Origin of the sequence: Streptomyces sp. NPDC086549 (genome assembly GCF_044746205.1) — a bacterium.
Lineage (GTDB): Bacteria > Actinomycetota > Actinomycetes > Streptomycetales > Streptomycetaceae > Streptomyces.
In genome coordinates, this window is sequence record NZ_JBIVBS010000001.1 from 40,653 (window position 1) to 63,728 (window position 23,076).

At 69.4% G+C, this 23,076-nt stretch carries 22 protein-coding genes and 2 pseudogenes; 9 read left to right on the forward strand and 15 right to left on the reverse strand.

Annotation, left to right across the window (positions count from 1 at the left end; translation table 11 throughout):
- The first annotated feature begins 166 nt into the window (after positions 1-166).
- Positions 167-1,078: a 4-hydroxy-tetrahydrodipicolinate synthase gene (gene dapA, locus ACIPSA_RS00200; RefSeq protein WP_402626831.1), complete on the forward strand. Its 912-nt coding sequence runs from the start codon at positions 167-169 to the stop codon at positions 1,076-1,078.
- Here dapA and ACIPSA_RS00205 read toward each other — a convergent pair whose 3' ends face one another.
- Positions 1,079-2,296: a WD40 repeat domain-containing protein gene (locus ACIPSA_RS00205; protein ID WP_402626834.1), complete on the reverse strand. Its 1,218-nt coding sequence runs from the start codon at positions 2,294-2,296 to the stop codon at positions 1,079-1,081. It lies immediately after the preceding gene.
- Entirely contained in the window at positions 2,293-2,844 is a 552-nt protein-coding gene (locus tag ACIPSA_RS00210; protein ID WP_402629376.1) for a SigE family RNA polymerase sigma factor, read from the reverse strand. The genes ACIPSA_RS00205 and ACIPSA_RS00210 overlap by 4 nt, the downstream gene beginning before the upstream one ends.
- 138 nt (positions 2,845-2,982) lie before the next feature.
- Between ACIPSA_RS00210 and ACIPSA_RS00215 the strand changes: the two genes are divergently transcribed.
- Positions 2,983-3,486: a hypothetical protein gene (locus ACIPSA_RS00215; RefSeq protein ID WP_402626837.1), complete on the forward strand. Its 504-nt coding sequence runs from the start codon at positions 2,983-2,985 to the stop codon at positions 3,484-3,486.
- A 90-nt stretch (positions 3,487-3,576) separates the two neighbouring features.
- Here the strand turns inward: ACIPSA_RS00215 and ACIPSA_RS00220 are convergent.
- Positions 3,577-4,176: pseudogene (locus tag ACIPSA_RS00220) on the reverse strand (tyrosine-type recombinase/integrase); the annotation flags it as partial.
- 2,429 nt (positions 4,177-6,605) lie between these two features.
- On the opposite strand from ACIPSA_RS00220, the gene ACIPSA_RS00225 reads away from it, so the two are divergent.
- On the forward strand, positions 6,606-7,091 hold the full coding sequence (locus tag ACIPSA_RS00225) for a DUF6444 domain-containing protein (protein ID WP_402626840.1): 486 nt from the start codon (positions 6,606-6,608) through the stop codon (positions 7,089-7,091).
- A 340-nt stretch (positions 7,092-7,431) separates the two neighbouring features.
- Here ACIPSA_RS00225 and dapD read toward each other — a convergent pair whose 3' ends face one another.
- The 3 genes from dapD to ACIPSA_RS00240 form a co-directional block, all read right to left on the reverse strand.
- Positions 7,432-8,421 carry a 2,3,4,5-tetrahydropyridine-2,6-dicarboxylate N-succinyltransferase gene (gene dapD, locus ACIPSA_RS00230; protein WP_402626843.1) on the reverse strand — a complete coding sequence of 330 codons (990 nt, stop codon included), beginning with the start codon at positions 8,419-8,421 and terminating at the stop codon, positions 7,432-7,434.
- 98 nt (positions 8,422-8,519) lie between these two features.
- Positions 8,520-9,056 (reverse strand): TetR/AcrR family transcriptional regulator, encoded by a 537-nt coding sequence (locus tag ACIPSA_RS00235; RefSeq protein WP_402626846.1) that lies wholly within the window; start codon positions 9,054-9,056, stop codon positions 8,520-8,522.
- The gene (locus ACIPSA_RS00240; protein WP_402626849.1) at positions 9,056-9,376 is read right to left on the reverse strand and encodes a DMT family transporter; all 321 of its coding nucleotides are present in this window, start codon (positions 9,374-9,376) and stop codon (positions 9,056-9,058) included. Before ACIPSA_RS00240 ends, ACIPSA_RS00235 begins: the two co-directional genes overlap by 1 nt.
- A 63-nt stretch (positions 9,377-9,439) precedes the next feature.
- On the opposite strand from ACIPSA_RS00240, the pseudogene ACIPSA_RS00245 reads away from it, so the two are divergent.
- Positions 9,440-9,924 (forward strand): annotated as a pseudogene (locus ACIPSA_RS00245) (IS200/IS605 family accessory protein TnpB-related protein); the annotation flags it as partial.
- 488 nt (positions 9,925-10,412) lie between these two features.
- Entirely contained in the window at positions 10,413-11,252 is an 840-nt protein-coding gene (locus tag ACIPSA_RS00250) for an AbfB domain-containing protein (RefSeq protein WP_402626852.1), read from the forward strand.
- A gap of 68 nt (positions 11,253-11,320) precedes the next feature.
- Here the strand turns inward: ACIPSA_RS00250 and ACIPSA_RS00255 are convergent, their stop codons facing one another.
- The 8 genes from ACIPSA_RS00255 to ACIPSA_RS00290 are packed head-to-tail and all read right to left on the reverse strand — an operon-like array spanning position 11,321 to position 17,913.
- Positions 11,321-11,653: a metal-sulfur cluster assembly factor gene (locus ACIPSA_RS00255; protein WP_145874896.1), complete on the reverse strand. Its 333-nt coding sequence runs from the start codon at positions 11,651-11,653 to the stop codon at positions 11,321-11,323.
- The gene (sufU, locus tag ACIPSA_RS00260) at positions 11,650-12,117 is read right to left on the reverse strand and encodes a Fe-S cluster assembly sulfur transfer protein SufU (protein ID WP_402626856.1); all 468 of its coding nucleotides are present in this window, start codon (positions 12,115-12,117) and stop codon (positions 11,650-11,652) included. Before sufU ends, ACIPSA_RS00255 begins: the two co-directional genes overlap by 4 nt.
- 18 nt (positions 12,118-12,135) lie before the next feature.
- Positions 12,136-13,392: a cysteine desulfurase gene (locus ACIPSA_RS00265; RefSeq protein WP_402626859.1), complete on the reverse strand. Its 1,257-nt coding sequence runs from the start codon at positions 13,390-13,392 to the stop codon at positions 12,136-12,138.
- Positions 13,389-14,153, reverse strand: coding sequence for a Fe-S cluster assembly ATPase SufC (gene sufC / locus ACIPSA_RS00270; protein ID WP_402626862.1), 765 nt, complete (start codon positions 14,151-14,153; stop codon positions 13,389-13,391). Before sufC ends, ACIPSA_RS00265 begins: the two co-directional genes overlap by 4 nt.
- Before the next feature lie 7 nt (positions 14,154-14,160).
- Positions 14,161-14,484, reverse strand: a complete 324-nt coding sequence (locus ACIPSA_RS00275) for a non-heme iron oxygenase ferredoxin subunit (RefSeq protein ID WP_402626864.1) — start codon at positions 14,482-14,484, stop codon at positions 14,161-14,163.
- Positions 14,481-15,701 (reverse strand): Fe-S cluster assembly protein SufD, encoded by a 1,221-nt coding sequence (gene sufD / locus ACIPSA_RS00280; protein WP_402626866.1) that lies wholly within the window; start codon positions 15,699-15,701, stop codon positions 14,481-14,483. Before sufD ends, ACIPSA_RS00275 begins: the two co-directional genes overlap by 4 nt.
- A 59-nt stretch (positions 15,702-15,760) precedes the next feature.
- Positions 15,761-17,182, reverse strand: a complete 1,422-nt coding sequence (gene sufB / locus ACIPSA_RS00285; RefSeq protein WP_386574061.1) for a Fe-S cluster assembly protein SufB — start codon at positions 17,180-17,182, stop codon at positions 15,761-15,763.
- Positions 17,179-17,913: a helix-turn-helix transcriptional regulator gene (locus tag ACIPSA_RS00290; RefSeq protein ID WP_402626869.1), complete on the reverse strand. Its 735-nt coding sequence runs from the start codon at positions 17,911-17,913 to the stop codon at positions 17,179-17,181. Before ACIPSA_RS00290 ends, sufB begins: the two co-directional genes overlap by 4 nt.
- A 161-nt stretch (positions 17,914-18,074) precedes the next feature.
- Between ACIPSA_RS00290 and ACIPSA_RS00295 the strand changes: the two genes are divergently transcribed.
- From ACIPSA_RS00295 to ACIPSA_RS00310, 4 genes are all read left to right on the forward strand, one after another.
- Positions 18,075-18,890 (forward strand): aminoglycoside N(3)-acetyltransferase, encoded by an 816-nt coding sequence (locus ACIPSA_RS00295; RefSeq protein ID WP_402626872.1) that lies wholly within the window; start codon positions 18,075-18,077, stop codon positions 18,888-18,890.
- Between the two features lie 31 nt (positions 18,891-18,921).
- Positions 18,922-19,845, forward strand: coding sequence for an ABC transporter ATP-binding protein (locus ACIPSA_RS00300; protein ID WP_402626874.1), 924 nt, complete (start codon positions 18,922-18,924; stop codon positions 19,843-19,845).
- Positions 19,846-20,079: 234 nt separating this feature from the next.
- Complete coding sequence (locus ACIPSA_RS00305; protein ID WP_402629379.1) at positions 20,080-20,796, forward strand: ABC transporter permease; 717 nt, start codon at positions 20,080-20,082, stop codon at positions 20,794-20,796.
- Between the two features lie 72 nt (positions 20,797-20,868).
- Positions 20,869-21,879 carry a heme A synthase gene (locus ACIPSA_RS00310; protein ID WP_402626876.1) on the forward strand — a complete coding sequence of 337 codons (1,011 nt, stop codon included), beginning with the start codon at positions 20,869-20,871 and terminating at the stop codon, positions 21,877-21,879.
- Between the two features lie 85 nt (positions 21,880-21,964).
- Here ACIPSA_RS00310 and ACIPSA_RS00315 read toward each other — a convergent pair whose 3' ends face one another.
- The gene (locus ACIPSA_RS00315; protein WP_402626879.1) at positions 21,965-23,071 is read right to left on the reverse strand and encodes an amidohydrolase family protein; all 1,107 of its coding nucleotides are present in this window, start codon (positions 23,069-23,071) and stop codon (positions 21,965-21,967) included.
- Positions 23,072-23,076 lie beyond the last annotated feature (5 nt).

Sequence of the window (23,076 nt, forward strand, 5' to 3'; positions counted from 1 at the left end):
TCCCATGACCTGCCGTCGGTGACCGTCCGGCCCATAGTGACCCAGGAGCGGCCGAGTTGGACATAGGGCCCGCTGCCGACCGCACACCGTCCCCATAGCAACACTTATCAATACCCCGTAGAAGAATTAAGTAGAGCTACACGATTGTTGTGCCGAGACTACTCCCATGACGAATCCAGGCAGGCCCGCCCCGCCCTTCGGCCGCACCCTCTGCGCGATGATCACGCCCTTCACCGAGACCGGCGCGCTCGACCTCGACGGCGCACGGAAGCTGGCCGACCGGCTGGTGACGGAGGGCTGCGACGGACTGGTGCTCAACGGGACGACGGGCGAGTCACCGACCACGACGGACGCCGAGAAGGCGGAGCTGGTCCGGGCCGTCCGTGAGGCCGTCGGTGACGGGGTGCCGATCGTCGCGGGTGTCGGCACCGCGGACACCCGGCACACCGTCGAGCTGGCCCTCTCGGCCGAAAGGGCGGGTGCCGACGGGGTGTTGGTGGTGACGCCGTACTACAGCAGGCCGCCGCAGGACGCCGTGGAGGCGCACTTCCGCGAGGTCGCCGACGCGAGTGGCCTGCCGGTGATGCTGTACGACATCCCGGGCCGCACCGGCACCCGCATCGAACCGGAGACGATGATCCGGCTCGCGGACCACCCGCGGATCGTGGCGGTCAAGGACTGCTCCTACGACTTCCTCGGCACCCAGAAGGTGCTGGCACGCACGGAGCTGGCGTACTACGCGGGCTGCGACGAGCACGTCCTGGCCCTGTACGCGGTGGGCGGCGCGGGCTGCGTCAGCACGGTCGCGAACGTCGTTCCGCGCCGGATCGCGGAGATCCTGGAGGTGTTCGAGGCGGGCCACACGGCCCGCGCCGCCCGGCTCCAGCAGCGGGCGACCCCGCTCATCGAGGCGGTGATGGACGGGGGCCTGCCGGGCACGGTCACCGCCAAGGCGCTCCTGAACGCGCTCGGTCTGCCCGCCGGCCCGGTCCGCGCACCGCTGCGGCCCGCCGGCCGGGAGGCGGCCGACGGGCTGCTTGCGGTGTACGAGGAGTGGGGGCGTGACGTGACGGCGTGATCAGCGCTCGGTGAAGACCGGCTGCCAGGACTGGGAGGTGTAGGGGTCGTTCACCTCGCTGACGCCGCTGAGCGGTACGGCCTTGTCGCTCCCGATGGTGACCAGCACGAGCCGGGGCCGGTACATCTTCGAACCGGGCGTCCTCTCCCAGGCGATGAGCCGCTTCTCGTCCACCCAGGCGAGCAGCTCCGCGCCGCGCACCTCGGCGAGCCGCTTGCCGGTACGCGGATCGCGGATCGCGGAGTACGACTTGTCGGGCTTCTTTTCGGGCTTCTCCGCCACCAGGCCCCACGCGGCGAGCCGCCCGCTCGGGGACAGCCGCGCGCCGATGTCCCATCGCAGGTACCGCTCGTTCGCGGGTGCGGCGACCTCGCTTCCCGCGAGGTCGTAGAACTGCTCCATGCCGTCGTGGCTCCCGACGATCCTCGCGTACACCAGGGCACCGTCGCGGCTGAAGGCGAAGTCCTCACGGGCGTTGACGTTGCGCTGAGCCGAAACACCGCTCCAGGAACCCTTGCCGGAGGCCACGTCGAGGACGGAGAGGCCGGTCCGGATCTTCACCCCGAACCGAGGCACCCAGGTCTTACCGGAATGGTCCTTCTCGTACAGGTCGGGGTTCTCCTTGTACGTCGTGGCGACCAGCTTGCGGCCGTCGTGCGAGAACGCGAGCCCCCCGACGCCGTGGTCCACCGGGATCCACCGCTCGACCTCCCCCGTCGCGAGGTCGAGCAGGCCGATCCGGGAGGCCGGCAGATGGCGCTCCAGCACGGCGGCGGTCCGCAGGCCCGGGGCGACGGCGACGACCGACCACCGGCTGTCCTTCTCGTAACTGTCGGTCTCCGGGTTCAGCAGCCAGTACGTGCGTACGGCGAGGCCGCGGCCGTCGCTCTGCGGGACGACCTTCGTCGTGGAGTAGGCGGCCAGCACCGTGTTCCCGGCCGCGATGATGTCTCGCGGCGGCGACTGGTCCGGGTGGGCGGACACGTCGTCCGAGCCGAGCACCCTCGCGGGCCGTGCCTCGCCCTTGCCGGAGTCCAGCAACGGCACCCCGACCGCCACGGCGACCACCGCGGCGGTGGCCACGGCGGCGGACGCGAGACTTCGGGTACGGCGGCGCCTGCGCACGCCGAGCACCCGGTCGGCGAATCCCGGCGGCACCGGCGGCTGCTGCGCGGCCTGCTCCCGCAGCGCCGCGCGCACGAGTTCCTCGACGTTCACGGACGTACCTCCACGGGCGAGAAGTCACGTGACGGCTGCTGCCGCCGGGAATCCAGCTCCGCCAACTCGGGTGCCAGTTCGCGCAGTCGGCTCAGGGAGCGGTGGGTGGTGGACCGTACGGTGCCCACGGAGCAGCCGAGGATCCGGGCCACGTCGGCCTCCGGCAGATCCTCGAAGTAGCGCAGCACCAGCACGGTGCGCTGGCGGGCGGTGAGCCGGGACAGGACCGTGCGCAGCACGAGCCGAAGCTCGGCGGCGCCCGAGGCGTCCGGAGCGTGGCCGGCCTCCGGTGGCTCGGCGACGGTGACCTCCCGCCGCCGCCACTTCAGGCGCCAGCGGCTGACCTGCTGGCGGTACAGGATCTGCCGTACATAGGCCTCGGGCTCGTCGATCCGCTGCCAGCGGCCCGCCGCCTTGACCAGCGCGTTCTGCAGCAGGTCCTCGGCGGCGTGCCGGTCCCCGCCGGTCAGCAGCACCGCCGTCCTCAGCAGCGCCGACGACCGGCCGGACACGAACTCCCGGAAACTCTCCAGCGCCTGGGCATCCATCGTCACCTTCACATCCCTGGGGCGGACCCCGTGCCCGGCCCCTGCACTGCTTGTGACGCGCACGGGAATCCGCCGCTATGCCTGCCGGCACAAAGAAATTCCCCGGACCTCTCACCCGGGGTGCCGTACGTTGTCCCGGTGAGCCGCCCCTTGCTGTTCCTCGACGTCGACGGCCCGCTCAACCCGTACGCCGCGCAGCCCGAGCGGCGCCCCGAGGGCTACACGACGATCAGGGTGGCCCTGAACCCGGGGCGCGCGCTGCGGGTCTGGCTGAATCCCGGGCACGGCCCGGCGCTGCTGCGCCTCGGCTACGACCTGTGCTGGGCAACCACGTGGATGGACGCCGCCAACCGCTGGATCGCACCGGTCGTCGGCCTGCCCGAGCTGCCGTACGTCGATTTCGGCGCCGGCCTGTTCGCCTGGCGGCCCGACCTGGTGCACTGGAAGACGGAGGCGATCGTGGCGTACGCGGCGGGCCGCCCGTTCGCCTGGGTGGACGACGAGCAGAGCCCGGCCGACACCGAGTACGTGCAGACGCACCACCCGGGCCCCGCACTGCTCCACCACGTCAACCCGCGCATCGGCCTGCGCGAGCCCGACTTCGCGGCACTGGCAGAGTTCGCGGCGGACTTCCCCGCATGAGACGAGCGCCCTCCCGCGGACGGCGGAAGGGCGCTCGGCGGAACGCTTCGCTCAGTTGTGGCTGTTCTGAGGTCAGTGCAGGTCACAGGCTCATGTTGCCTCATGGGCCGTATCGGGGCCGTCGGCGGTATCGCCCGGGTTCCGGAAGACCCGATCCACGGCGGCCCGGGTGCGGGCTTCGCTGTTCGGCATCAGGTGGGTGTACGTGCGGAGCGTGAAGCTCGGGTCGTGGTGGCCGAGGTACTCGCTCAGGGCCTTGATGCTCTCCCCCGCGTCCAGGAGCACGGAGGCGTAGAAGTGGCGGAGGGCGTGCATGCCGTTCTCGCGGCCGAGGGGTATGCCGGCGGAAGTGAGGGCGGGGCGCCACACTGACCGGTTGAAGCGGAACCTGTGCCAGGGCTGGCCCTTGGCGTTGGCGAACAACAGCGAGGCCGTGACGGGCGGGCCGTCCGGGGTCTTCCACGGCAAGGTGACCTCTACCGGCTCGTGCTTCGTGACGTGCTGGGCCAGCGCGAAGGAGACCGACTCGGGCAGCGGCACGTGACGTTCCTTGCCGCCCTTGGGCGGGCCAAAGATCGCCTGTACTCCTCGTATGAGCTTGACCTGCCGGGCGACGTGAACAGTGCCGCCGAGGAAGTCGATGTCATCAACGGTCAGGCCCAGGATCTCGCCCTGGCGGAGGCCGCAACCCGGGCAGGTCGCCGACAGTCCGGGACATGACGCCCCGAGGCCACTCGCGGACAGACTTTCCCTACGTCATCAAGCCCCGGCTGCGCTCCGCTCCGCTCCGCCGGGCGCGCTTCCCGGCTCCACTCCGCGCGACGCTCCTGCCTCCGGCCCACTCCGCGCGACGCTCCTGCCTCCGGCCCGCTCCGCGCGGGCTGCGCCGACGCGCGCCCGTGGATAGGGGCGTGGCCATGAGTAGATCACTCGTATAGCTGGGCCACGGTCAGGACAGTGCCTCCGGCGGGGGATCGGCCGGCACCGGGATGGAGGGGACGCCGTTACCGGCCGCGGGTCCGTAGTGGCGTGCGCGGGGTGCTCCCATCCCATCCACCATCAACCCAGGCAGAGCCGAGCAGACGCGGCCCCTGGCGTCCAGGTCGTTCGTACAGTGGCGCGCTCCACCTGGACGCCAGGAACCACGCCCGCTCCACGCTGTGTGGGTCGACGGCGGACGGGATGGAAGCCGGGGTAGTGGGGTGTTGAGGTTGTGCGAGGTGCTGATGTGCGACGGCCGGGCCTTCCGGTCTGGAGGGCCCGGCCGTCGGTGCGCAGCACGGGATGAGGGGTCGATGTCACCGAGATCGCGGGTAATGATGTCGTTGCCGTTCTGCTGGATGTGCAGCACCACGTCGTTGAAGGTCACGTGGAGAAGGTGCACGGTCCAGTTGCCGATGGGGCAGACGTCCCTTGCCGACGGAGTTTCGGGCGGCGGGATGGTGACGTTTCTGAATGTAATCTGGCCGTTGCGCGGCCGGATGTTCTGGGTCGGACCGACCACGTTCTGGAACTCGGTTCCCTGGCCCGGGGCGATGTTGCCGCCACGGTTGACGCACACGTACTCCGCCTCGACGGAGGAGGCCGTGAGGAGCGCACCGGTTGGGGCGTTGCCGAGGCCGGCAGCCTTGCCGCTGCACCGCAGTCCCTGGCCCTCGCCCGACCAGATCGCAGTAGCGTTTCGCCGCCTGCAGGCCCTGCCCGCACCAACCCGACCATCCGGCCGCATCACCACGCACACCGAGAGGAGGGGAGCCCCCGCAGTCCCCGGCCCTCTGAAAGCCGGCGCGACAGCCGAAGCGCAGCCCTGCCCGCACCGACCCGCCGAACAGGACGAACGCGACAACACCGGCACACGATCGCAACACAGCCGCGACGAACGATTCAGGACGGGTGCGCTCGGGGTCGGCGAGCTGGCTCGCCCCTTGCCTTCTTTGCCGGCTCCCATCCGCCATTTCTTGGGGCATGGCGGGCTCGCCCCGAGGAGTCACCCACGGGCGCAGGCGATTCGGTCTTGCATATCGGGCTGTCGCGCGCAAGGGTGGATGACAGGAGATGCATTGAACCGGGCAGCTGGTGATGGCGAGTAGCGGCTCGGCAGTGCGGGATCTGGTGTTGCGGCTATCAAATAAGAAGTCGCTCTCTATTCACCACAAAAGCCACATGGGAACACCCGAAGCGACATCGCAACACTTGTGATTTACTCAACGCACTGCCTTCGATAAATGCACGGATGGGAGATTGTCGTGAGCGTCAAGCGACCAATCATCCTGCTCGGCCCGGGGCTCCTGGCTTCCCTGGCACTCTCGTCCGGCCTGGCCACGCAGGCCGCGGCCGTCCCAGCCCCGGCACAGGTAGCGGTGGCGGCCCCGTCGCCGGACGACAACCGTGGTTACGGCTATACCGACGGCTATACCGAGGGCGCGCGATGCAGCGATGCATTCCACGAAACCCCGCCCGGCCTAAAGGGGGACGCACAGGCCAGATACAACAGAAATTGGAGCGCCGGATATGGCCAAGGCAAAGCAGACGCCAAATGCGGCGAAAGGGGCCGTTACATAGAGCCGCCGCAGGATCCTGGGCATCAAACTGATGAGAATAGGACTCCTCAGGGCCAAGGCACCGGCCACCGGGAAGGTACCACCGAACGGCAGCCTGGTCAGCAGGTGAATCCACAGCACCAGGGCACGAGCCAGCGGGAAGGCCACCCTCAGAGTCAGGGCACTGGACAGCAAGAAGGCCACACTCAGAGCCAAGGGACCGGACGGCAGGAAGCTGAGCAGGGTTCTGGGCATCAGCAGGGAGGGGATTCCGGAGGCCATGAGGGTGGTTCGCAGTCAGAATCATCCGGGGAGTAGCCGCACACCAGCCGGATTGGAGGCCGAGGTAACTTCCTTTAGCCTCGATCTTTCGTTGTGCGCCACCTGCAGGTAGCGCACAACGAACCGTCCTTGTTCTTTCCACAAGGTCGCCCGCACGTAGATGGTTCCAGACCATATCGGCAGTAAACACCCGGTGACCGACCGAAACGCGTTACCCGCTTACCCCCTCTGATTTCTGCTCTCCTTTGAACACTAAGCGGAATGCACGTGTGATGGGATGTGGTGGTCGGTCCGTTCATGAGACCTGTGCGAGGTGGTAAGCCGTCGTATGACGAGCTGGTGAGCGCGCTGGCGGCTGTGAAGGCGGAGTTCAAGGCGGTCCGTCAGGAACTAGCCCAGGCCAGAGTAGAAATCGCGTGGCTGCGGGCAGAGAATGCCGAGTTGAAGCGGCGTCTGGCGAAGGATTCCTCGAATTCCTCGAAACCACCGTCGTCCTATAGCCCCGTTCCGCAAGCCGGCGCCGCGCGCGAGGCCACCGGCCGGAAGCCGGGAGCCCAGCCCGGTCACCCGGGCGGAATCTGGAGCGGGTGGCGGATCCGGACGAGACCGTCTGGCACCGGCCCAGGCGTTGAGGGCTGCGGCGAGGTGCTGGACAACGCGCACACGCCCACGTCACCGAAGTCAACTCCTCCCACGCGATCACTGTCTCCCATCCCACAGAGGTCAGCGCGTCATCACGGACGTGGCCCAGTCAGCGGCCATACCAACTCACCGCCCGCCTGATCAGACAAACCGATGAGGCCCACGTCCCGGTTCGACAGGAGGGAACAGCTATACCGGCCTGGAGACCAGCAGCCGTTCTGACATCCAAGAGTGACATCAACGGCGCCGGACACCAGCACTCCCAGACGGTCTGGGATGGCCAGTCTGACCGGGTGGCTCCCTGATGGTGCCGAGGAGAGATCGAACTCCTAATGCGGTGCTCATGCACGAGCGCCCTCCCGGGCCGTCCTCGGGCCGTGGAAGGGCGCTCAGCGATCACCAACGTCGACAACTGCCGACAGCTCGACAGCAGGTCAGGGCGTTGATCGGTTAGGTGGCCGCAGGTCACGGCCGCCGAGGGTCAGTTGTGGCTGTGCAGGATCTCGTTCAGGCCGCCCCACACCGCGTTGTTCGGGCGGGCCTCGACCGCGCCGGTGACCGAGTTGCGGCGGAAGAGGATGTTGGACGCGCCGTTGAGCTCGCGGGCCTTGACGATCTGGCCGTCGGGCATGGTGACGCGGGTGCCCGCGGTGACGTACAGGCCGGCCTCGACCACGCACTCGTCGCCGAGCGCGATACCCACGCCCGCCTCGGCGCCGATGAGGCAGCGCTCACCGATGGAGATGATCACGTTGCCGCCGCCGGAGAGCGTGCCCATCGTGGAGGCGCCGCCGCCGATGTCCGAGCCGTCGCCGACCACGACGCCCGCGGAGATGCGGCCCTCGACCATGGAGGTGCCGAGCGTGCCCGCGTTGAAGTTCACGAAGCCCTCATGCATGACCGTGGTGCCCTCGGCCAGGTGGGCGCCCAGGCGGACCCGGTCGGCGTCGGCGATGCGGACGCCCCTGGGGGCGACGTAGTCCGTCATGCGCGGGAACTTGTCGATGGACGTGACCTGGAGGTGCAGGCCCTCGGCGCGGGCGTTCAGGCGCACCTTCTCGATGTCGTCGACGGCGACCGGGCCGAGCGAGGTCCAGGCGACGTTGGCGAGGAAGCCGAACATGCCGTCCAGGCTCTGGCCGTGCGGCTTGACCAGGCGGTGCGAGAGCAGGTGCAGACGGAGGTAGACGTCGTGCGCGTCCACCGGCTTCGCGTCGAGGGAGGAGATGACCGTGCGGACCGCTACCACCTCGACGTTACGGCGGGCGTCCGGGCCGATCGCCTTCGCGGCGCCTTCGCCGAGCAGCTCCACGGCCTTCTCGGCGGGCAGCGACTCGGTGCCGGACGGACCGGGCTCGGCGACGAGTTCGGGGGCGGGGAACCAGGTGTCGAGGACGGTGCCGTCGGCGGCGATCGTGGCGAGGCCGGCGGCCACGGCGCCGGTGGTGCGGGGAGCGTTCGTGTCGGTCATGAGGGAAAACTAACGCGCGGGGGGTCGCGCGGGCGAACCGGTGAGCAGGGCGTCTCATGTACCGGTCCGCCCGGTCCGCCCGGTCCGCCCGCCGCCGGTCACGGAATCACCCGCGCCAGCGCCTCCCGGGCGTACCCCTCGTCGTAGGCCGCCCCTGTCAGCAGCACCTGCAGACAGATTCCGTCCATCAGGGCGAGCAACGCCCGCGCGGTCACCGGGTCCGTACGAGACGCCAGCCGCTCCGCCGTCTCCTCCGTCCACTCCGCGGCGACGGGCCGCAGGGCAGGGCGCCGCAGGGCCGCCAGATACAGCTCGTACTCCAGCTCGACGCCTGTCCGGTCCCCGCCCAGCCACTCCCCCAGCACGCGCGCGAGCCCCGCCGCGAGATCGCTTCGGGGGTCGTCCAGCACGGGGCTCCCCGCGAGAGCCTTGGCGAAGCCTTCGTTCGTCTGGCGCAGCGCGGCGACCATCAGCTCGTCCAGGGTCGCGAAGTGGTACGTCGTGGAGCCCAGCGGGACATCGGCCTCGGCGGCCACGGAGCGGTGGCTCAGCCCGGCGATGCCCTTCTTCCCGACGACCCGGATCGCCGCGTCGATGATCCGCTGCCGCCGCTCGGGGTCGTAGCGCCGGGGCATCAGTGCGCACCGCCCAGGTTGAGAACGACCACGCCTGCGACGATCAGCAGGATCCCGGCGACCTTCGTCGCGCTGAGCCCCTCGCCGAACAGCATCAGGCCGATCACCGCGATGGTCGCGGTGCCGACCCCGGACCAGATCGCGTACGCCGTGCCGATCTGGACGGACTTCAGGGTCCGGGCGAGCAGGGCGAAGGAGACGACGTACCCGAAAGCGGTCAGCAGCGAGGGCCACAGCCGGGTGAAGCCGTCGCTGTACTTCATCGCGGTCGTGGCGGCCACCTCCGCCGCGATGGCTCCGAAGAGCAAGAGGTATCCCATGTGTACGAGCGTACATAACCGGGTCGGCGCAGCCCGTCGGCGCGGTGTCCCATGACCCGCGCCTACGACCTGACCGGCACCGCACCGCACCGCGACGCGCAGGTGCGGCACGCCCTGATCCGGCTCCTGCACTGGGCCGAGCGCCGCAACCTCGCGGTCGCGATCGAGGACCTGGACTTCGCGGCGGAGAAGACCCGGGAGAAGCACGGACGGCGCAAGCGGTTCCGCAACCTGATCTCCGGCATGCCGGTCGGCAAGCTGCGGGACCGACTGGTGTCCATGGCCGCCGAACTCGGCATCACCGTCGTCGCCGTCGACCCCGCCTACACCTCCAAGTGGGGCGCCCAGCACTGGCAGAAGCCCTCACCAGCAAGAGCAGGAAGACCACCCGCCACCGGGCTGCCGCCATGGCGATCGGAAGACGCGCCCTGGGACACCCGATCCGGCGCCGGACGCGGAGCGAAAACGGGGACCAGTGTGCACACAACCGTTCGGGGCACACGGCTGAACACGAGTCCTGGCACCAGGACTCACTCCCACCCAGTCTCCAGGAACGGTCGGTGGAGAACTCGTTCGTGGACTCCATCCTGGCCGCCCAGTCGGACGCGCACGTCATCGTCCTCGGTGACCTGAACGGCCATCAGTTCTCGACAACGCTTTCCACCTTGGAGGGCGGAGTGCTGACCGACCTGATGGACACGCTGTCGCCCGCCCAGCAGTACACGTACGTCTACGACGGCAACTCGCAGGTACTCGACCACACCCCGTCAGCTCGTCGATCACGTCGTACGACTACGACATCGTGCACATCAACAGCGAGTTCCCGGACCAGACCAGCGACCACGACCCTCAGGTCGCAGGCGTCACGCCCTGAACGAGGAGTGCCGTACTTCACATGAGCATGTTTAACTTTCATGGAAACCGCTCGCTAAAACGGCTCCCGGCAGCCCCTCGGCTCCACTAGAGTTCCACCACTCACTTACCTCACCCTCACATCCCCGGCCGCCGCCCTGGGCGCCGCTGGAGGAACACGCGCATGCCAGAAACAACCCCCCACCCCCCTGGGAACCAGCCATGGGAGAACGGCTGGATCCCGGACCCGTCCCGGGCCCCCGGGACCCGAAGACTCTGGCTGGCCGGCGGGCTGGCCATAGCCACGATCGCCGCCTGTGTGACCGCGATCGTGGTCAACCGCCAGGCTCCTGACGCCGCGGCAGCCCCGGCGCAGTCCGGGTCGCCCATGGAGGGCGGCCCCGGCCTGCTCTCCTTCGCCTCCCCGTCGTCGAGCACGAGCGGCGCGCCCAAGGGCAAGACCGGCATGTCGTCGGTCACGCCCAGCGGGGCCTCGCCGTCCGCCACGCCCTCGAAGGACGCCTCCGAGCCAAAGTCCTCGCCCTCTGCCAAGCCGTCCAAGTCCGCACCGGCGCACCACGGTTCGTCCGGCTCGGAGACCCCGTCCGCCTGGAAGTCGGTCAACTCGGTCAACTATCCTGACCGTTACTGGCAGGTGAGCGGCGGCTACGTGAAGCTCGACCCGACCGGCTCCGCCTCGGCCCGCCGCGACGCCACCTTCAAGCTCGTCAACGGACTGGCTGACGCGTCCTGTTACTCGTTCGCCACGGCCGACGGCACCTATCTGCGGCACCGCAACTTCGTGCTGCGCGCCGACCGCAACGACGGTTCGTCCCTGTTCAAGCAGGACGCGACCTTCTGCCCTCGCACCTCCTCCTACTCCGGCGCGGTCATGCTGGAGTCGGTGAACTACCCGGGCCGTTTCCTGCGTCACCAGAACTTCCAGCTCAAGCTGGACAAGTACCAGTACAGCGACCTGTACCGGGCGGACTCCGCGTTCCGGCTGATCGACGGACTGGCCTGAGCACGAGAACGAGAACGGCGAACGGCGAGGTCCGGTGGACCTCGCCGTTCTGTTTCGGCCGGTGGATCTCAGACGTTGAAGCCGAGCGCCCGCAGCTGCTCGCGCCCGTCGTCCGTGATCTTGTCGGGGCCCCACGGCGGCATCCAGACCCAGTTGATGCGCAGCTCGTTGACGAGGCCGTCCGTGGCGGACTTGGCCTGGTCCTCGATGACGTCCGTCAGCGGGCAGGCCGCCGAGGTCAGGGTCATGTCGATCGTCGCGATGTTCGCGTCGTCGATGTGAATGCCGTAGATCAGGCCCAGGTTGACGACGTCGATGCCCAGCTCGGGGTCGACGACGTCGTACAGGGCCTCACGGAGTTCCTCCTCCGAGGCCGGCTTCGTCTCCACGGTGTCGCTCATGCCGTCTTCCTTTCGGCGTCGGCCCCGCCCAGGGCCTGGGCCGTCGCGTCCTTCCACGCCATCCAGCTGAGGAGGGCGCACTTGACCCGGGCCGGGTACTTGGAGACGCCGGCGAACGCGACCGCGTCCTCCAGGACGTCCTCCATCGCATCGTCGGGCTCCAGCTTGCCCTTGGACTGCATCAGCTCCAGGAAGGTCTCCTGGATCTTCTGCGCGTCGGCCAGTTCCTTGCCGACGAGGAGTTCGTTCAGCACGGAGGCCGAGGCCTGGCTGATGGAGCAGCCCTGCCCCTCGTACGACACGTCACTGATCGTCGTGCCGTCGTACTTCACACGAAGGGTGATCTCGTCGCCGCAGGTCGGGTTCACATGGTGCACCTCGGCGTCGCCATCCCTCAGACCACGCCCGTGCGGGTTCTTGTAGTGGTCCAGGATGACTTCCTGGTACATCGAATCCAGCTTCACGGTCTCAGCTCACGTCCCTCAGCCGAAGAAGTTCCGAACGTGCTCCAGCCCCTCGACCAGAGCATCGATCTCGGCCGGCGTGGAGTACAGATAGAACGACGCTCGCGTGGTCGCAGGAATTCCGTACCGCAGGCAGACCGGACGGGCGCAGTGGTGGCCGACCCGGACGGCGATGCCCTGCTCGTCGAGGACCTGGCCCACGTCGTGCGGGTGGATGTCGCCCAGCGTGAAGGAGATCGCCGCCCCGCGGTCCTCGGCCGTGGTCGGGCCGATGATCCTCAGGTCCGGGACCTCTGCCAGGCGCTTCACCGCGTACTCGGTGAGCGCGTGCTCGTGGGCGAGGATCTTCTCCATGCCGATCGAGTTCAGGTAGTCGATCGCGGCACCGAGACCGACCGCCTGGGCGATCGGCGGGGTGCCCGCCTCGAACTTGTGCGGCGCCGGGGCGTAGGTCGAGGAGTGCATCGACACCGTCTCGATCATCTCGCCGCCGCCGAGGAACGGAGGCAGGTCCTCCAGCAGCTCCTGGCGGCCCCAGAGCACGCCGATGCCGGTCGGGCCGCACATCTTGTGGCCGGTGAAGGCCACGAAGTCGGCCTGCAGGGCCTGCACGTCCAGCGGCATGTGCGGCGCGGCCTGCGAGGCGTCGATGCAGACCAGCGCACCGACCTCCTGCGCGCGGCGCACTATCGCCTCGACCGGGTTGACCGTACCCAGGATGTTGGACACCAGGACGAAGGAGACGATCTTCGTCTTCTCCGTGATGATCTCGTCGATGTTGGAGAGGTCGAGGCGGCCGTCGTCGGTCAGCCCGAACCACTTCAGCTTCGCGCCCGTGCGCTGCGCGAGCAGCTGCCACGGAACGATGTTGGAGTGGTGCTCCATCTCCGTGATCACGATCTCGGTCTCGCGGTCCACGCGGTAGGGCTCGTCGGCCCAGCCCAGCATGTTCGCCACGAGGTTCAGCGACTCGGAGGCGTTCTTGGTGAAGATCACCTCGTCGCGGCTGGGCGCGTTGATGAACGCGGCGACCTTGTCGCGCGCGCCCTCGTACAGCGCCGTGGCCTCCTCGGCGAGCACATGCACCCCGCGGTGGACGTTGGCGTTGTAGCGCTCGTAGTACTCGTTGAGGACGTCCAGCACCTGGCGCGGCTTCTGCGAGGTCGCGGCGTTGTCCAGGTAGACGAGCTTCTTGCCGTCGTGGACCAGTCGGTCCAGGACGGGGAAGTCCTTGCGGATCGCCTCGGTGTCGAGGAGGCCCGGCAGCTGTGTCACGCGGATACGCCACCCTTCGTGTACGACTCGTAGCCCTCGTCCTCCAGCTTGTCGGCGAGCTCGGCGCCGCCGGACTCGACGATCCGGCCGCCGGAGAAGACGTGGACGAAGTCGGGCTTGATGTAGCGCAGGATGCGCGTGTAGTGCGTGATCAGCAGGGTGCCGACCTCGCCGGTCTCACGGACGCGGTTGACGCCCTCGGAGACGATGCGCAGCGCGTCGACGTCCAGGCCGGAGTCCGTCTCGTCGAGGATCGCGATCTTCGGCTTGAGCAGTTCGAGCTGGAGGATCTCGTGGCGCTTCTTCTCACCGCCGGAGAAGCCCTCGTTGACGTTGCGCTCGGCGAAGGAGGGGTCCATGGAGAGGCGCTCCATGGTCTCCTTGACCTCCTTCACCCAGGTGCGCAGCTTGGGAGCCTCGCCGCGGATGGCGGTGGCGGAGGTGCGCAGGAAGTTGGAGACCGAGACGCCGGGGACCTCGACCGGGTACTGCATCGCCAGGAACAGGCCCGCGCGGGCGCGCTCGTCGACGGACATCTCCAGGACGTCCTCGCCGTCGAGCAGCACGGTGCCCTCGGTGATCGTGTACTTCGGGTGACCCGCGAGCGAGTAGGCGAGGGTCGACTTGCCCGAGCCGTTGGGGCCCATGATGGCGTGCGTCTCGCCCTGCTTCACGGTGAGGTCGACGCCCTTGAGGATCTCCTTCGTGGCGTTGTCGGCCTCGACGGTGACGTGCAGGTCTCGGATTTCAAGCGTTGCCATGGGTGCCTCAGGACTCCTGGGTGAGGGAGACGAGCACGTCGTCCCCTTCGATCTTTACGGGGTATACGGGGACGGGGCGCGTCGCGGGAAGGCCGGACGGCTTGCCGGTGCGGAGGTCGAAGCTGGAGCCGTGCAGCCAGCACTCGATCTGGCAGTCCTCCACCTCGCCCTCGGAGAGCGAGACGTTCGCGTGGGAACAGATGTCGTATATCGCGAACACTTCGCCCTCGGTCTTGACGACCGAGACCGGCGTGCCGTCGAGTTCCACCCGCTTCGGGGTGTCCTCCTCCAGCTCGCTCAGTCCGCAGGCGCGTACGAACGTGGTGGTCATGCGACCGACGCCTCCAGCTCCTCCTCGATCTTGGCGAGCAGACGCTCCTCGATGTCCGCGACACCGATCTGCTGGACCAGCTCGGCGAAGAAGCCACGGACGACGAGGCGGCGGGCCTCGTGCTCCGGGATGCCGCGGGCCATCAGGTAGAAGAGCTGCTCGTCGTCGAAGCGGCCGGTGGCGGATGCGTGTCCGGCGCCGACGATCTCGCCGGTCTCGATCTCCAGGTTCGGCACCGAGTCGACGCGGGCGCCGTCGGTGAGCACCAGGTTGCGGTTCATCTCGTAGGTGTCCGTGCCCTCGGCGCTGGCCTCGATCAGCACGTCACCGATCCACACCGCGTGCGCCGCGTCGCCCTGGAGCGCGCCCTTGTAGACGACGTTGGACTTGCAGTGCGGGGTGTTGTGGGTGACCAGGAGGCGGTGCTCCTGGTGCTGCCCGGCGTCGGTGAAGTACAGCCCGAGCAGCTCGGCCTCGCCGCCGGTACCCGCGTAGGTGACGCGCGGGTGCAGACGGACCAGGTCACCGCCGAAGGTCACGACGACCGACTTGAAGGACGCGTCCCGCCCGATCAGGGCGTTGTGCTGGGCCACGTGCACGGCCTTGTCGTCCCAGTCCTGGACGGAGACGACGGTCAGCTTGGCGCCGTCGCCCAGGATGTAGTCGACGTTGGCGGCGAGCACCGCGTCACCGGAGTGGTCGATGACGACGACGGCCTCGGCGAAAGCACCCAGCTCGATGACCTGGTGGCCGTAGGCGACCCCGCCCTGGCCGTGCACGGCGATGCGGATCGGCTCGGTGAGCACCGTCTCCTTGGCGACGGTGACCACGCCCGCGTGCTCGAACGCCGAGTACGCCTGGGCGGCCACGCGGTCCACCGGGATACCCGCCTTGCCGATGCGCGCGTCGTCGCGGCCGACGGTCTCGACGGTGACGCCCTCGGGGGCCTCGACGGCGACCTTCACGCCCTCGCCGTTCGCGACGGCGCTGCCGTCGTGCAGCCCGCGCAGCCGCTCCAGCGGCGTGAACCGCCACTCCTCCTCCCGGCCGTGCGGGACCGGGAAGTCCGCCACGTCGAAGGACGGGGGCGCGCTCATGCGCGTGGCGACGGTCGACTCGGCGGCCACCGCGATCTGGCCCGCGGTGGTCGAGCCCAGCGGTGGGGGTCCCCCCGCTCGAACGGAGTTGAGAGTGGGGGAGTTCTGAGCCTCAGCCATGGCTGTCGTAATGCTCGCTTTCTTGCGTAAGTGGCTTGATGGGGACTGCGGCTCGGGGATTAACCGACCGCGCCTTCCATCTGCAGCTCGATCAGCCGGTTGAGCTCCAGCGCGTACTCCATCGGCAGTTCCTTGGCGATCGGCTCGACGAAGCCGCGCACGATCATCGCCATCGCCTCGAACTCGGTCAGACCGCGGCTCATCAGGTAGAAGAGCTGGTCCTCGGAGACCTTGGAGACGGTCGCCTCGTGGCCCATGGACACGTCGTCCTCGCGGACGTCCACGTAGGGGTACGTGTCGGAGCGGGAGATGGTGTCGACCAGCAGCGCGTCGCACAGCACGTTCGACTTCGAGCCGTGGGCGCCCTCGCCGATCTCGACCAGGCCGCGGTACGAGGTACGGCCGCCGCCGCGCGCCACCGACTTGGAGACGATGTTGGACGAGGTGTTCGGCGCCATGTGGACCATCTTGGAACCGGCGTCCTGGTGCTGGCCCTCGCCCGCGAAGGCGATGGAGAGGGTCTCGCCCTTGGCGTGCTCGCCCATCAGGTAGACGGCCGGGTACTTCATCGTCACCTTGGAGCCGATGTTGCCGTCGATCCACTCCATGGTCGCGCCCTCGTAGGCGACGGCGCGCTTGGTGACCAGGTTGTAGACGTTGTTCGACCAGTTCTGGATGGTCGTGTAGCGGCAGCGGGCGTTCTTCTTGACGATGATCTCGACCACGGCGCTGTGCAGCGAGTCCGACTTGTAGATCGGGGCCGTGCAGCCCTCGACGTAGTGCACGTAGGCACCCTCGTCGACGATGATCAGGGTCCGCTCGAACTGGCCCATGTTCTCCGTGTTGATGCGGAAGTAGGCCTGGAGCGGGATCTCCACGTGGACGCCCGGCGGGACGTAGATGAAGGAGCCACCGGACCACACGGCGGTGTTCAGGGAGGCGAACTTGTTGTCACCGACCGGGATGACGGTGCCGAAGTACTCCTTGAAGAGCTCCGGGTGCTCCTTCAGCGCGGTGTCGGTGTCGAGGAAGATGACGCCCTGCTCCTCCAGGTCCTCGCGGATCTGGTGGTAGACGACCTCCGACTCGTACTGGGCCGCGACACCGGCCACGAGGCGCTGCTTCTCCGCCTCGGGGATGCCGAGCTTGTCGTACGTGTTCTTGATGTCCTCGGGCAGGTCCTCCCAGGACTCCGCCTGCTTCTCCGTGGAGCGCACGAAGTACTTGATGTTGTCGAAGTCGATGCCCGACAGGTCCGAGCCCCAGTTCGGCATGGGCTTCTTCTCGAAGAGGCGCAGGCCCTTGAGGCGGAGCTTGGTCATCCACTCCGGCTCGGACTTCTTCGCCGAGATGTCCCGGACCACGTCCTCGTTCAGACCACGCTTCGCAGAGGCGCCGGCCTCGTCGGAGTCGGCCCAGCCGTATTCGTACTTGCCCAGACCCTCGAGTTCGGGGTGGGCAGTCTCCGTGGGGAGAGTCATGCGGGGTTCCTCCCGGCCGTGCTTGCAGATGCGTCAGGTGAAATCTTGGGGATGAACGTCGTGCAGACGCCGTCGCCGTGGGCGATGGTCGCCAGTCGCTGGACGTGCGTTCCGAGCAGCTCGGCGAAGATCTCCGTCTCCGCCTCACACAGCTGGGGGAACTGCTCCGCGACGTGGGCGACCGGGCAGTGGTGCTGGCACAGCTGCTCGCCGACCGGTGCGCTGCGCGCCGTAGCAGCGTACCCGTCGACGCTCAAGGCCTTGGCCAGCGCTTCGGCGCGCTTGTCGGGGGTGACGCTCTCGATCGCCTTGCGGTACGCGCTCGCCTGCGCGGCGATCCGCGCACGGGCGAAAGCGGCGACCGCCTCCTGGCCGCCCTCCTGCTCGGCGATCCAGCGGAGCGCGTCCGTGGCGAGCGTGTCGTACGACTGGTCGAAGGCGTCACGTCCGCAGTCGGTGAGCGCGAAGACCTTGGCGGGACGGCCTCGCGTGCGCGCGCCGTACACGCGCTGCTCGCGCGCCTCCACGACGTCGTCGGCGACCAGCGCGTCCAGGTGGCGCCGTACGGCCGCCTGGGTCAGGCCCAGTCGTCCGGCGAGCTCGGCGACGGTCGACGGGCCGTGGTCCAGGATGGACCGCGCGACACGGTTGCGCGTCGAGCGCTCACCGGTCGCGAGCTCCTCGTGAGGGGCCCCCGAGGGGGTCTCCCGAACCTCGCCGACGTTTTTCACAACGCCATTGTTGCGTAATTCCTCAGAGCCTGACAAGCCGCACCCGTCCGTACGGACGGTGCCCTGCATCACTTAGGCATACCTAATCCGACCTGCGGAAACGATCTTCGGGCGGCCAAATCGGTGGCACCGGCCGGGCTCTTCGGGAACACTCCCGAACCATGCCCATCCCCGCTCCGACCGGCCCTCTTGTCACCCGCGACACACTCTCCGCGCAGCTGCGCGCGCTGGGTGTCGGGAGCGGCGAGACCCTGCTGGTCCACTCCTCGCTCAGCGCACTCGGCTGGGTCTGCGGCGGCCCCGTCGCCGTGGTCCAGGGACTGCTCGACGCCCTCGGCCCGGACGGCACCCTGGTCGTCCCCACCCAGTCCGGCGACCTGTCCGACCCGGCCCTGTGGGGGAACCCGCCGGTACCCCGGGAATGGTGGGAGCGGATCAGGGCGAGCATGCCCGAGTACGACCCGTCGGTCACCCCTTCGCGCGGGGTGGGCGTGATCCCGGAGACCGTGCGCACCTGGCCGGGCGCCCTGCGCAGCGCCCACCCGCAGACCTCGTTCGCGGCCCTCGGCCGGCACGCGGCGGAGATCGTCGAGGGCCATGCCCCCGACTGCCGGCTCGGCGAGCGCAGCCCCCTGGCCCGCCTGGAGGAGCGGGGCGCCCGGGTGCTGATGCTCGGCGCGGGCTACGACGCGTGCACCAGCTTCCACCTGGCCGAGTACCGCATACCCGCGCCGCTCGTCGCGGTGGGCCGGCCGGCTCCCGGAGGCGGCTGGGAGGTGGTGACCGAGGTGTCGATCACCTCGGAGCGGTTCGACGAGCTCGGCCACGACTTCGAACGGGACCGGCCCGTGGTCCGCGGGACGGCGGGGGCGGCCGAGGTACGGCTGTTCCCCGTGGCGGACGCGGTCGCCTACGCGGAGAGGTGGCTGCCGCTGCACCGTCCCCGTGCGGAGGAGTTCCTGCACCCGCCCGTCTGAGTGACGGCACGCCTACCTAGACTCTGGTCCCATGCGAAGTGAGCCCGTGGTCCAGGTCCAGGCCCTGGTGAAGCGGTACGGCCCGAAGACCGCGGTGAACGGCCTAGACCTGGTGGCCCAGGCGGGAGTGACCGCCGTACTCGGTCCCAACGGGGCGGGAAAGACGACCACGGTCGAGACCTGCGAGGGGTACCGGAAGCCGGACTCCGGCACGGTGCGCGTCCTGGGCCTCGACCCCGTCGGACAGACCGAGGAGCTGCGGCCCCGTATCGGCGTGATGCTCCAGTCCGGCGGCGTCTACTCGGGCGCGCGGGCGGACGAGATGCTGCGGCACGTGGCCAGACTGCACGCGCATCCGCTGGACGTCGACGCGCTGATCGAACGGCTCGGGCTCGGCAGCTGCGGCCGGACGTCGTACCGGCGCCTGTCCGGCGGACAGCAGCAGCGGCTGGCGCTGGCCATGGCCGTGGTGGGGCGCCCGGAGCTGGTCTTCCTGGACGAGCCGACGGCCGGCCTCGACCCGCAGGCCCGCCGGGCCACCTGGGACCTGGTGCGCGACCTGCGCACCGACGGCGTCTCCGTGATCCTCACGACCCACTACATGGACGAGGCCGAGCAGCTCGCCGACGACGTCGCGATCATCGACGCGGGCCAGGTGATCGCCCAGGGCTCCCCCGAGGAGCTGTGCCGCGGCGGCGCCGAGAACACCCTGCGCTTCACCGGCCGTCCCGGCCTCGACGTCAGCTCGCTGCTCAAGGCACTCCCCGCCGACTGCACGGCCGCCGAGCTGACGCCGGGCTCGTACCGGGTGGTCGGCAAGGTCGACCCGCAGCTGCTCGCGACGGTGACCTCGTGGTGCGCCCAGCACGGGGTGATGCCGGACCGGATCTCGGTCGAGCGGCACACACTCGAAGACGTCTTTCTGGAGCTCACGGGCAAGGAGTTGCGCTCATGATTGCGGCCGGCACACATCTCGGCCGGGGGTCCGGGGGTTGCCCCCCGGGAAGACACAGCCTGGAGCTCACGGGCAAGGAGTTGCGCTCATGATTGCGGCCGGCACACATCTCGGCCGGGGGTCCGGGGGTTGCCCCCCGGGAAGACACAGCCTGGAGCTCACCGGCAAGGAGCTGCGCTCGTGACCACCGCGGGTACCTACACCCCCAAGCCCGGCGCGGCGCCCCTGCCCCGCATGATCGCGGCGCAGGCGGGGCTGGAGACGAGGATGCTGCTGCGCAACGGCGAGCAGCTGCTGCTGACGGTCGTGATCCCGACGCTGCTGCTCGCGCTCTTCGGCTCCGTGGACATCGTCGACACCGGCGCCGGCAAGGCCGTCGACTTCCTCACCCCCGGCATCCTCGCCCTCGCCGTGATGTCGACCGCCTTCACGGGCCAGGCCATCGCGACCGGCTTCGAGCGCCGCTACGGCGTGCTGAAGCGGTTGGCCTCGTCCCCGTTGCCCCGCTGGGGCCTGATGGCCGCGAAGACGGCGTCCGTGCTGGTCACGGAGGTCCTCCAGGTGATCCTGCTGACGGTGATCGCCTTCGCGCTGGGCTGGTCGCCGCACGGCAACCCCCTCGCCGTCCTGCTCCTGCTGGTCCTCGGCACGGCGGCCTTCTCCGGACTCGGCCTGCTGATGGCGGGCACGCTTAAGGCGGAGGCCACGCTCGCGGCCGCCAACCTGGTGTTCCTGCTGCTGCTCGTCGGCGGCGGGGTGATCGTCCCGCTGGACAAGTTCCCGTCCGGCGTCCAGGACGTGCTGGGTCTGCTGCCGATCTCGGCGCTGTCGGACGGACTGCGGGACGTGCTGCAGCACGGGGCCGGAATGCCCTGGGGCGACCTGGGGATCCTGGCCGTGTGGGCGGTCGTGGGACTGGCGGCGGCAGGGAAGCTCTTCCGCTGGGAGTGACCCGCGTAGGGGTGCCCCTCGTGGACGCGTACGGGTGCCCCTCGTGAAAGCATGCACAAGCGGCGGCCTACCATGGTGCACGTGCCAAAGCTGACCCGCGCCGACGCCGAAGCGGCCCTGCGCAACCCGCTCGCCTTCATCGCCGAACGCTGGACCCCGACCCCTCGGACGGTCCAGCGGGCGGCCCTCGCCGCACTCGTCATGGCGGTGATCCTCGTGGTCACCGGCGGTGCCGTACGGCTGACCGGCTCGGGCCTGGGCTGCCCGACCTGGCCCACCTGCACCGACGACTCGCTGACCACCACCAGCGCGATGGGCTTCCACGGCGCCATAGAGTTCGGCAACCGCATGCTGACGTACGTGCTGTGCGCGGCCGTCGGCTGGGCGATCATCGCCGCGCGCTCCCAGAAGCCGCGGCGGCGCAGCCTGACCCGGCTCGGGTGGGCACAGTTCTGGGTGGTCATGGGCAACGCGGTGCTCGGCGGGATCGTGGTCCTGGTCGGTCTCAACCCGTACACGGTCGCGGCCCACTTCCTGCTCACGTCCGGGCTCATCACCGTCGCCACGGTGATGTGGCAGCGCACCCGGGAGGGTGACGGGGCGCCGCGTCCGCTGGTCGGCAAGGCGGTCCAGCAGCTGGTGTGGTTCCTCGTCGCCGCGTCCGTCCTGCTCATCGCGGTCGGCACGGTGGTGACCGGCGCCGGTCCGCACGCGGGTGACTCCAGCGAGGTCGAGCGGATCCCGATCGACTGGGAGACGGTCTCCAAGCTGCACGCCGTGCTCGCGTGGATCGTGGTGACGCTGACCTTCGCGCTGTGGTTCGTCCTGAAGGCGGTGGACGCGCCCAAGGGGCCGCTGAACCGGACACGCGAGCTGTTCGTCGTACTGCTGGCCCAGGGCGTGATCGGCTATGTCCAGTACTTCACCCACCTGCCCGAGGCCCTGGTCGCCGTACACATGCTCGGCTCCGCCGTGATGTGGATCTGGGTGCTCCGGGTGCTGCTGTCGCTGCGGGAGCGTCCCGACCTGGTGGCGGACCTGCCCGGCCCCACGGCTCAGGCGCAGGTCGGCACGCGCGCGTGAGTCGGCGCGGCACCGGCCGAGGGCATGCGGCCGCGATGAGGTCCGGGGCGCTGCCGTTCTCCTGACGGGCCCCGGTCCGTACAGCTCACCCGAGCCCGTAGACCCGCCGCGCGTTCCCCTCCGCGATCAGCCGGGCCACCCGTTGTGCGTCCGTCAGCGACCACGCGCCCTCGGCGACCCAGGCGCCCAGCACCCGGCGGAGGGACTCGCGGAACAGGTGTGCGCCGACGACGTGCAGTTCGGGCAGCCCGTGGGCGCCGCTGGAGAAGAGGATCTTGCCGAAGGGGGCCAGCTCCAGGATCTCGGCGAGGACCGTCGCCGCGCGGGCGCCGGTGCGCACGAGGGCGGCGCCCGAGTCGGCGAAGACGTGCGGGAAGACGCCGGCCAGGTGGGCGGCGTGGCGGTGGTAGGGGTAGCCGTGCAGCAGGACCAGGTCCGTGCCCAGGCCCGCGGTGGCCCGTACGAAGTCCGTCAGCAGAACCGGGTCCGTACGGTCGATGCGCGCCCCCGGCTCCCCCAGCCCGGCATGCAGCTGGAGCGGGAGGCCCGAGGCGACGGCGATCCACAGCAGGTGCCGTAGCAGCACCGGGTCGGTCAGTTCGCCACCGACCCGGCGCCCGGCCAGCCAGCGGCCCGCCGCGCCCCGTACCTCCCCCGGTCCGGGCGGCTCCGGCGCCAGCGCGAGACCGTGCCGTACGCCCGCCACGGAGGTGAAGGCGACGGCGCTCGCGGCGGCCCCGTGCACGGACTCGGCGAGGTTGGCGAGGAACGACTCGACAGTCCCGGAGGTGTCGGCGACCTGCTCGGCGAGGAGTTCCAGCCGCACGATCTCGCGGGCTTCGGCGGCACCGGCGGAGGCCATCTCGGCAGGGCCCGTGAGGTCGCCGGGCAGCCCGGCGTCGACCAGATAGGTCGTGATCCCGCTGCCGCGCAGCAGACGGCGGCCCGCTTCCAGTACGCCGATTTCACGACGCCGTGCGAGATAACGGGCGGGTGGACAGTGCGGCTCCAGGCCGAGCAGCGGCGGACACCAGCGGCGCACGGCGAAACCCGTCTGGGTGTCGAAGAGCGTGGTACCGGGGGCTGGTGGCCCCTCGGTCCGGGCGAGCTGGGCCTCGAACGTGCCAAGACCCAGCTCCGTCCTCAGTACGCCGTGGCAGTACTGGTCCACCAGGGACGGCGTTTCGATCATCCGGG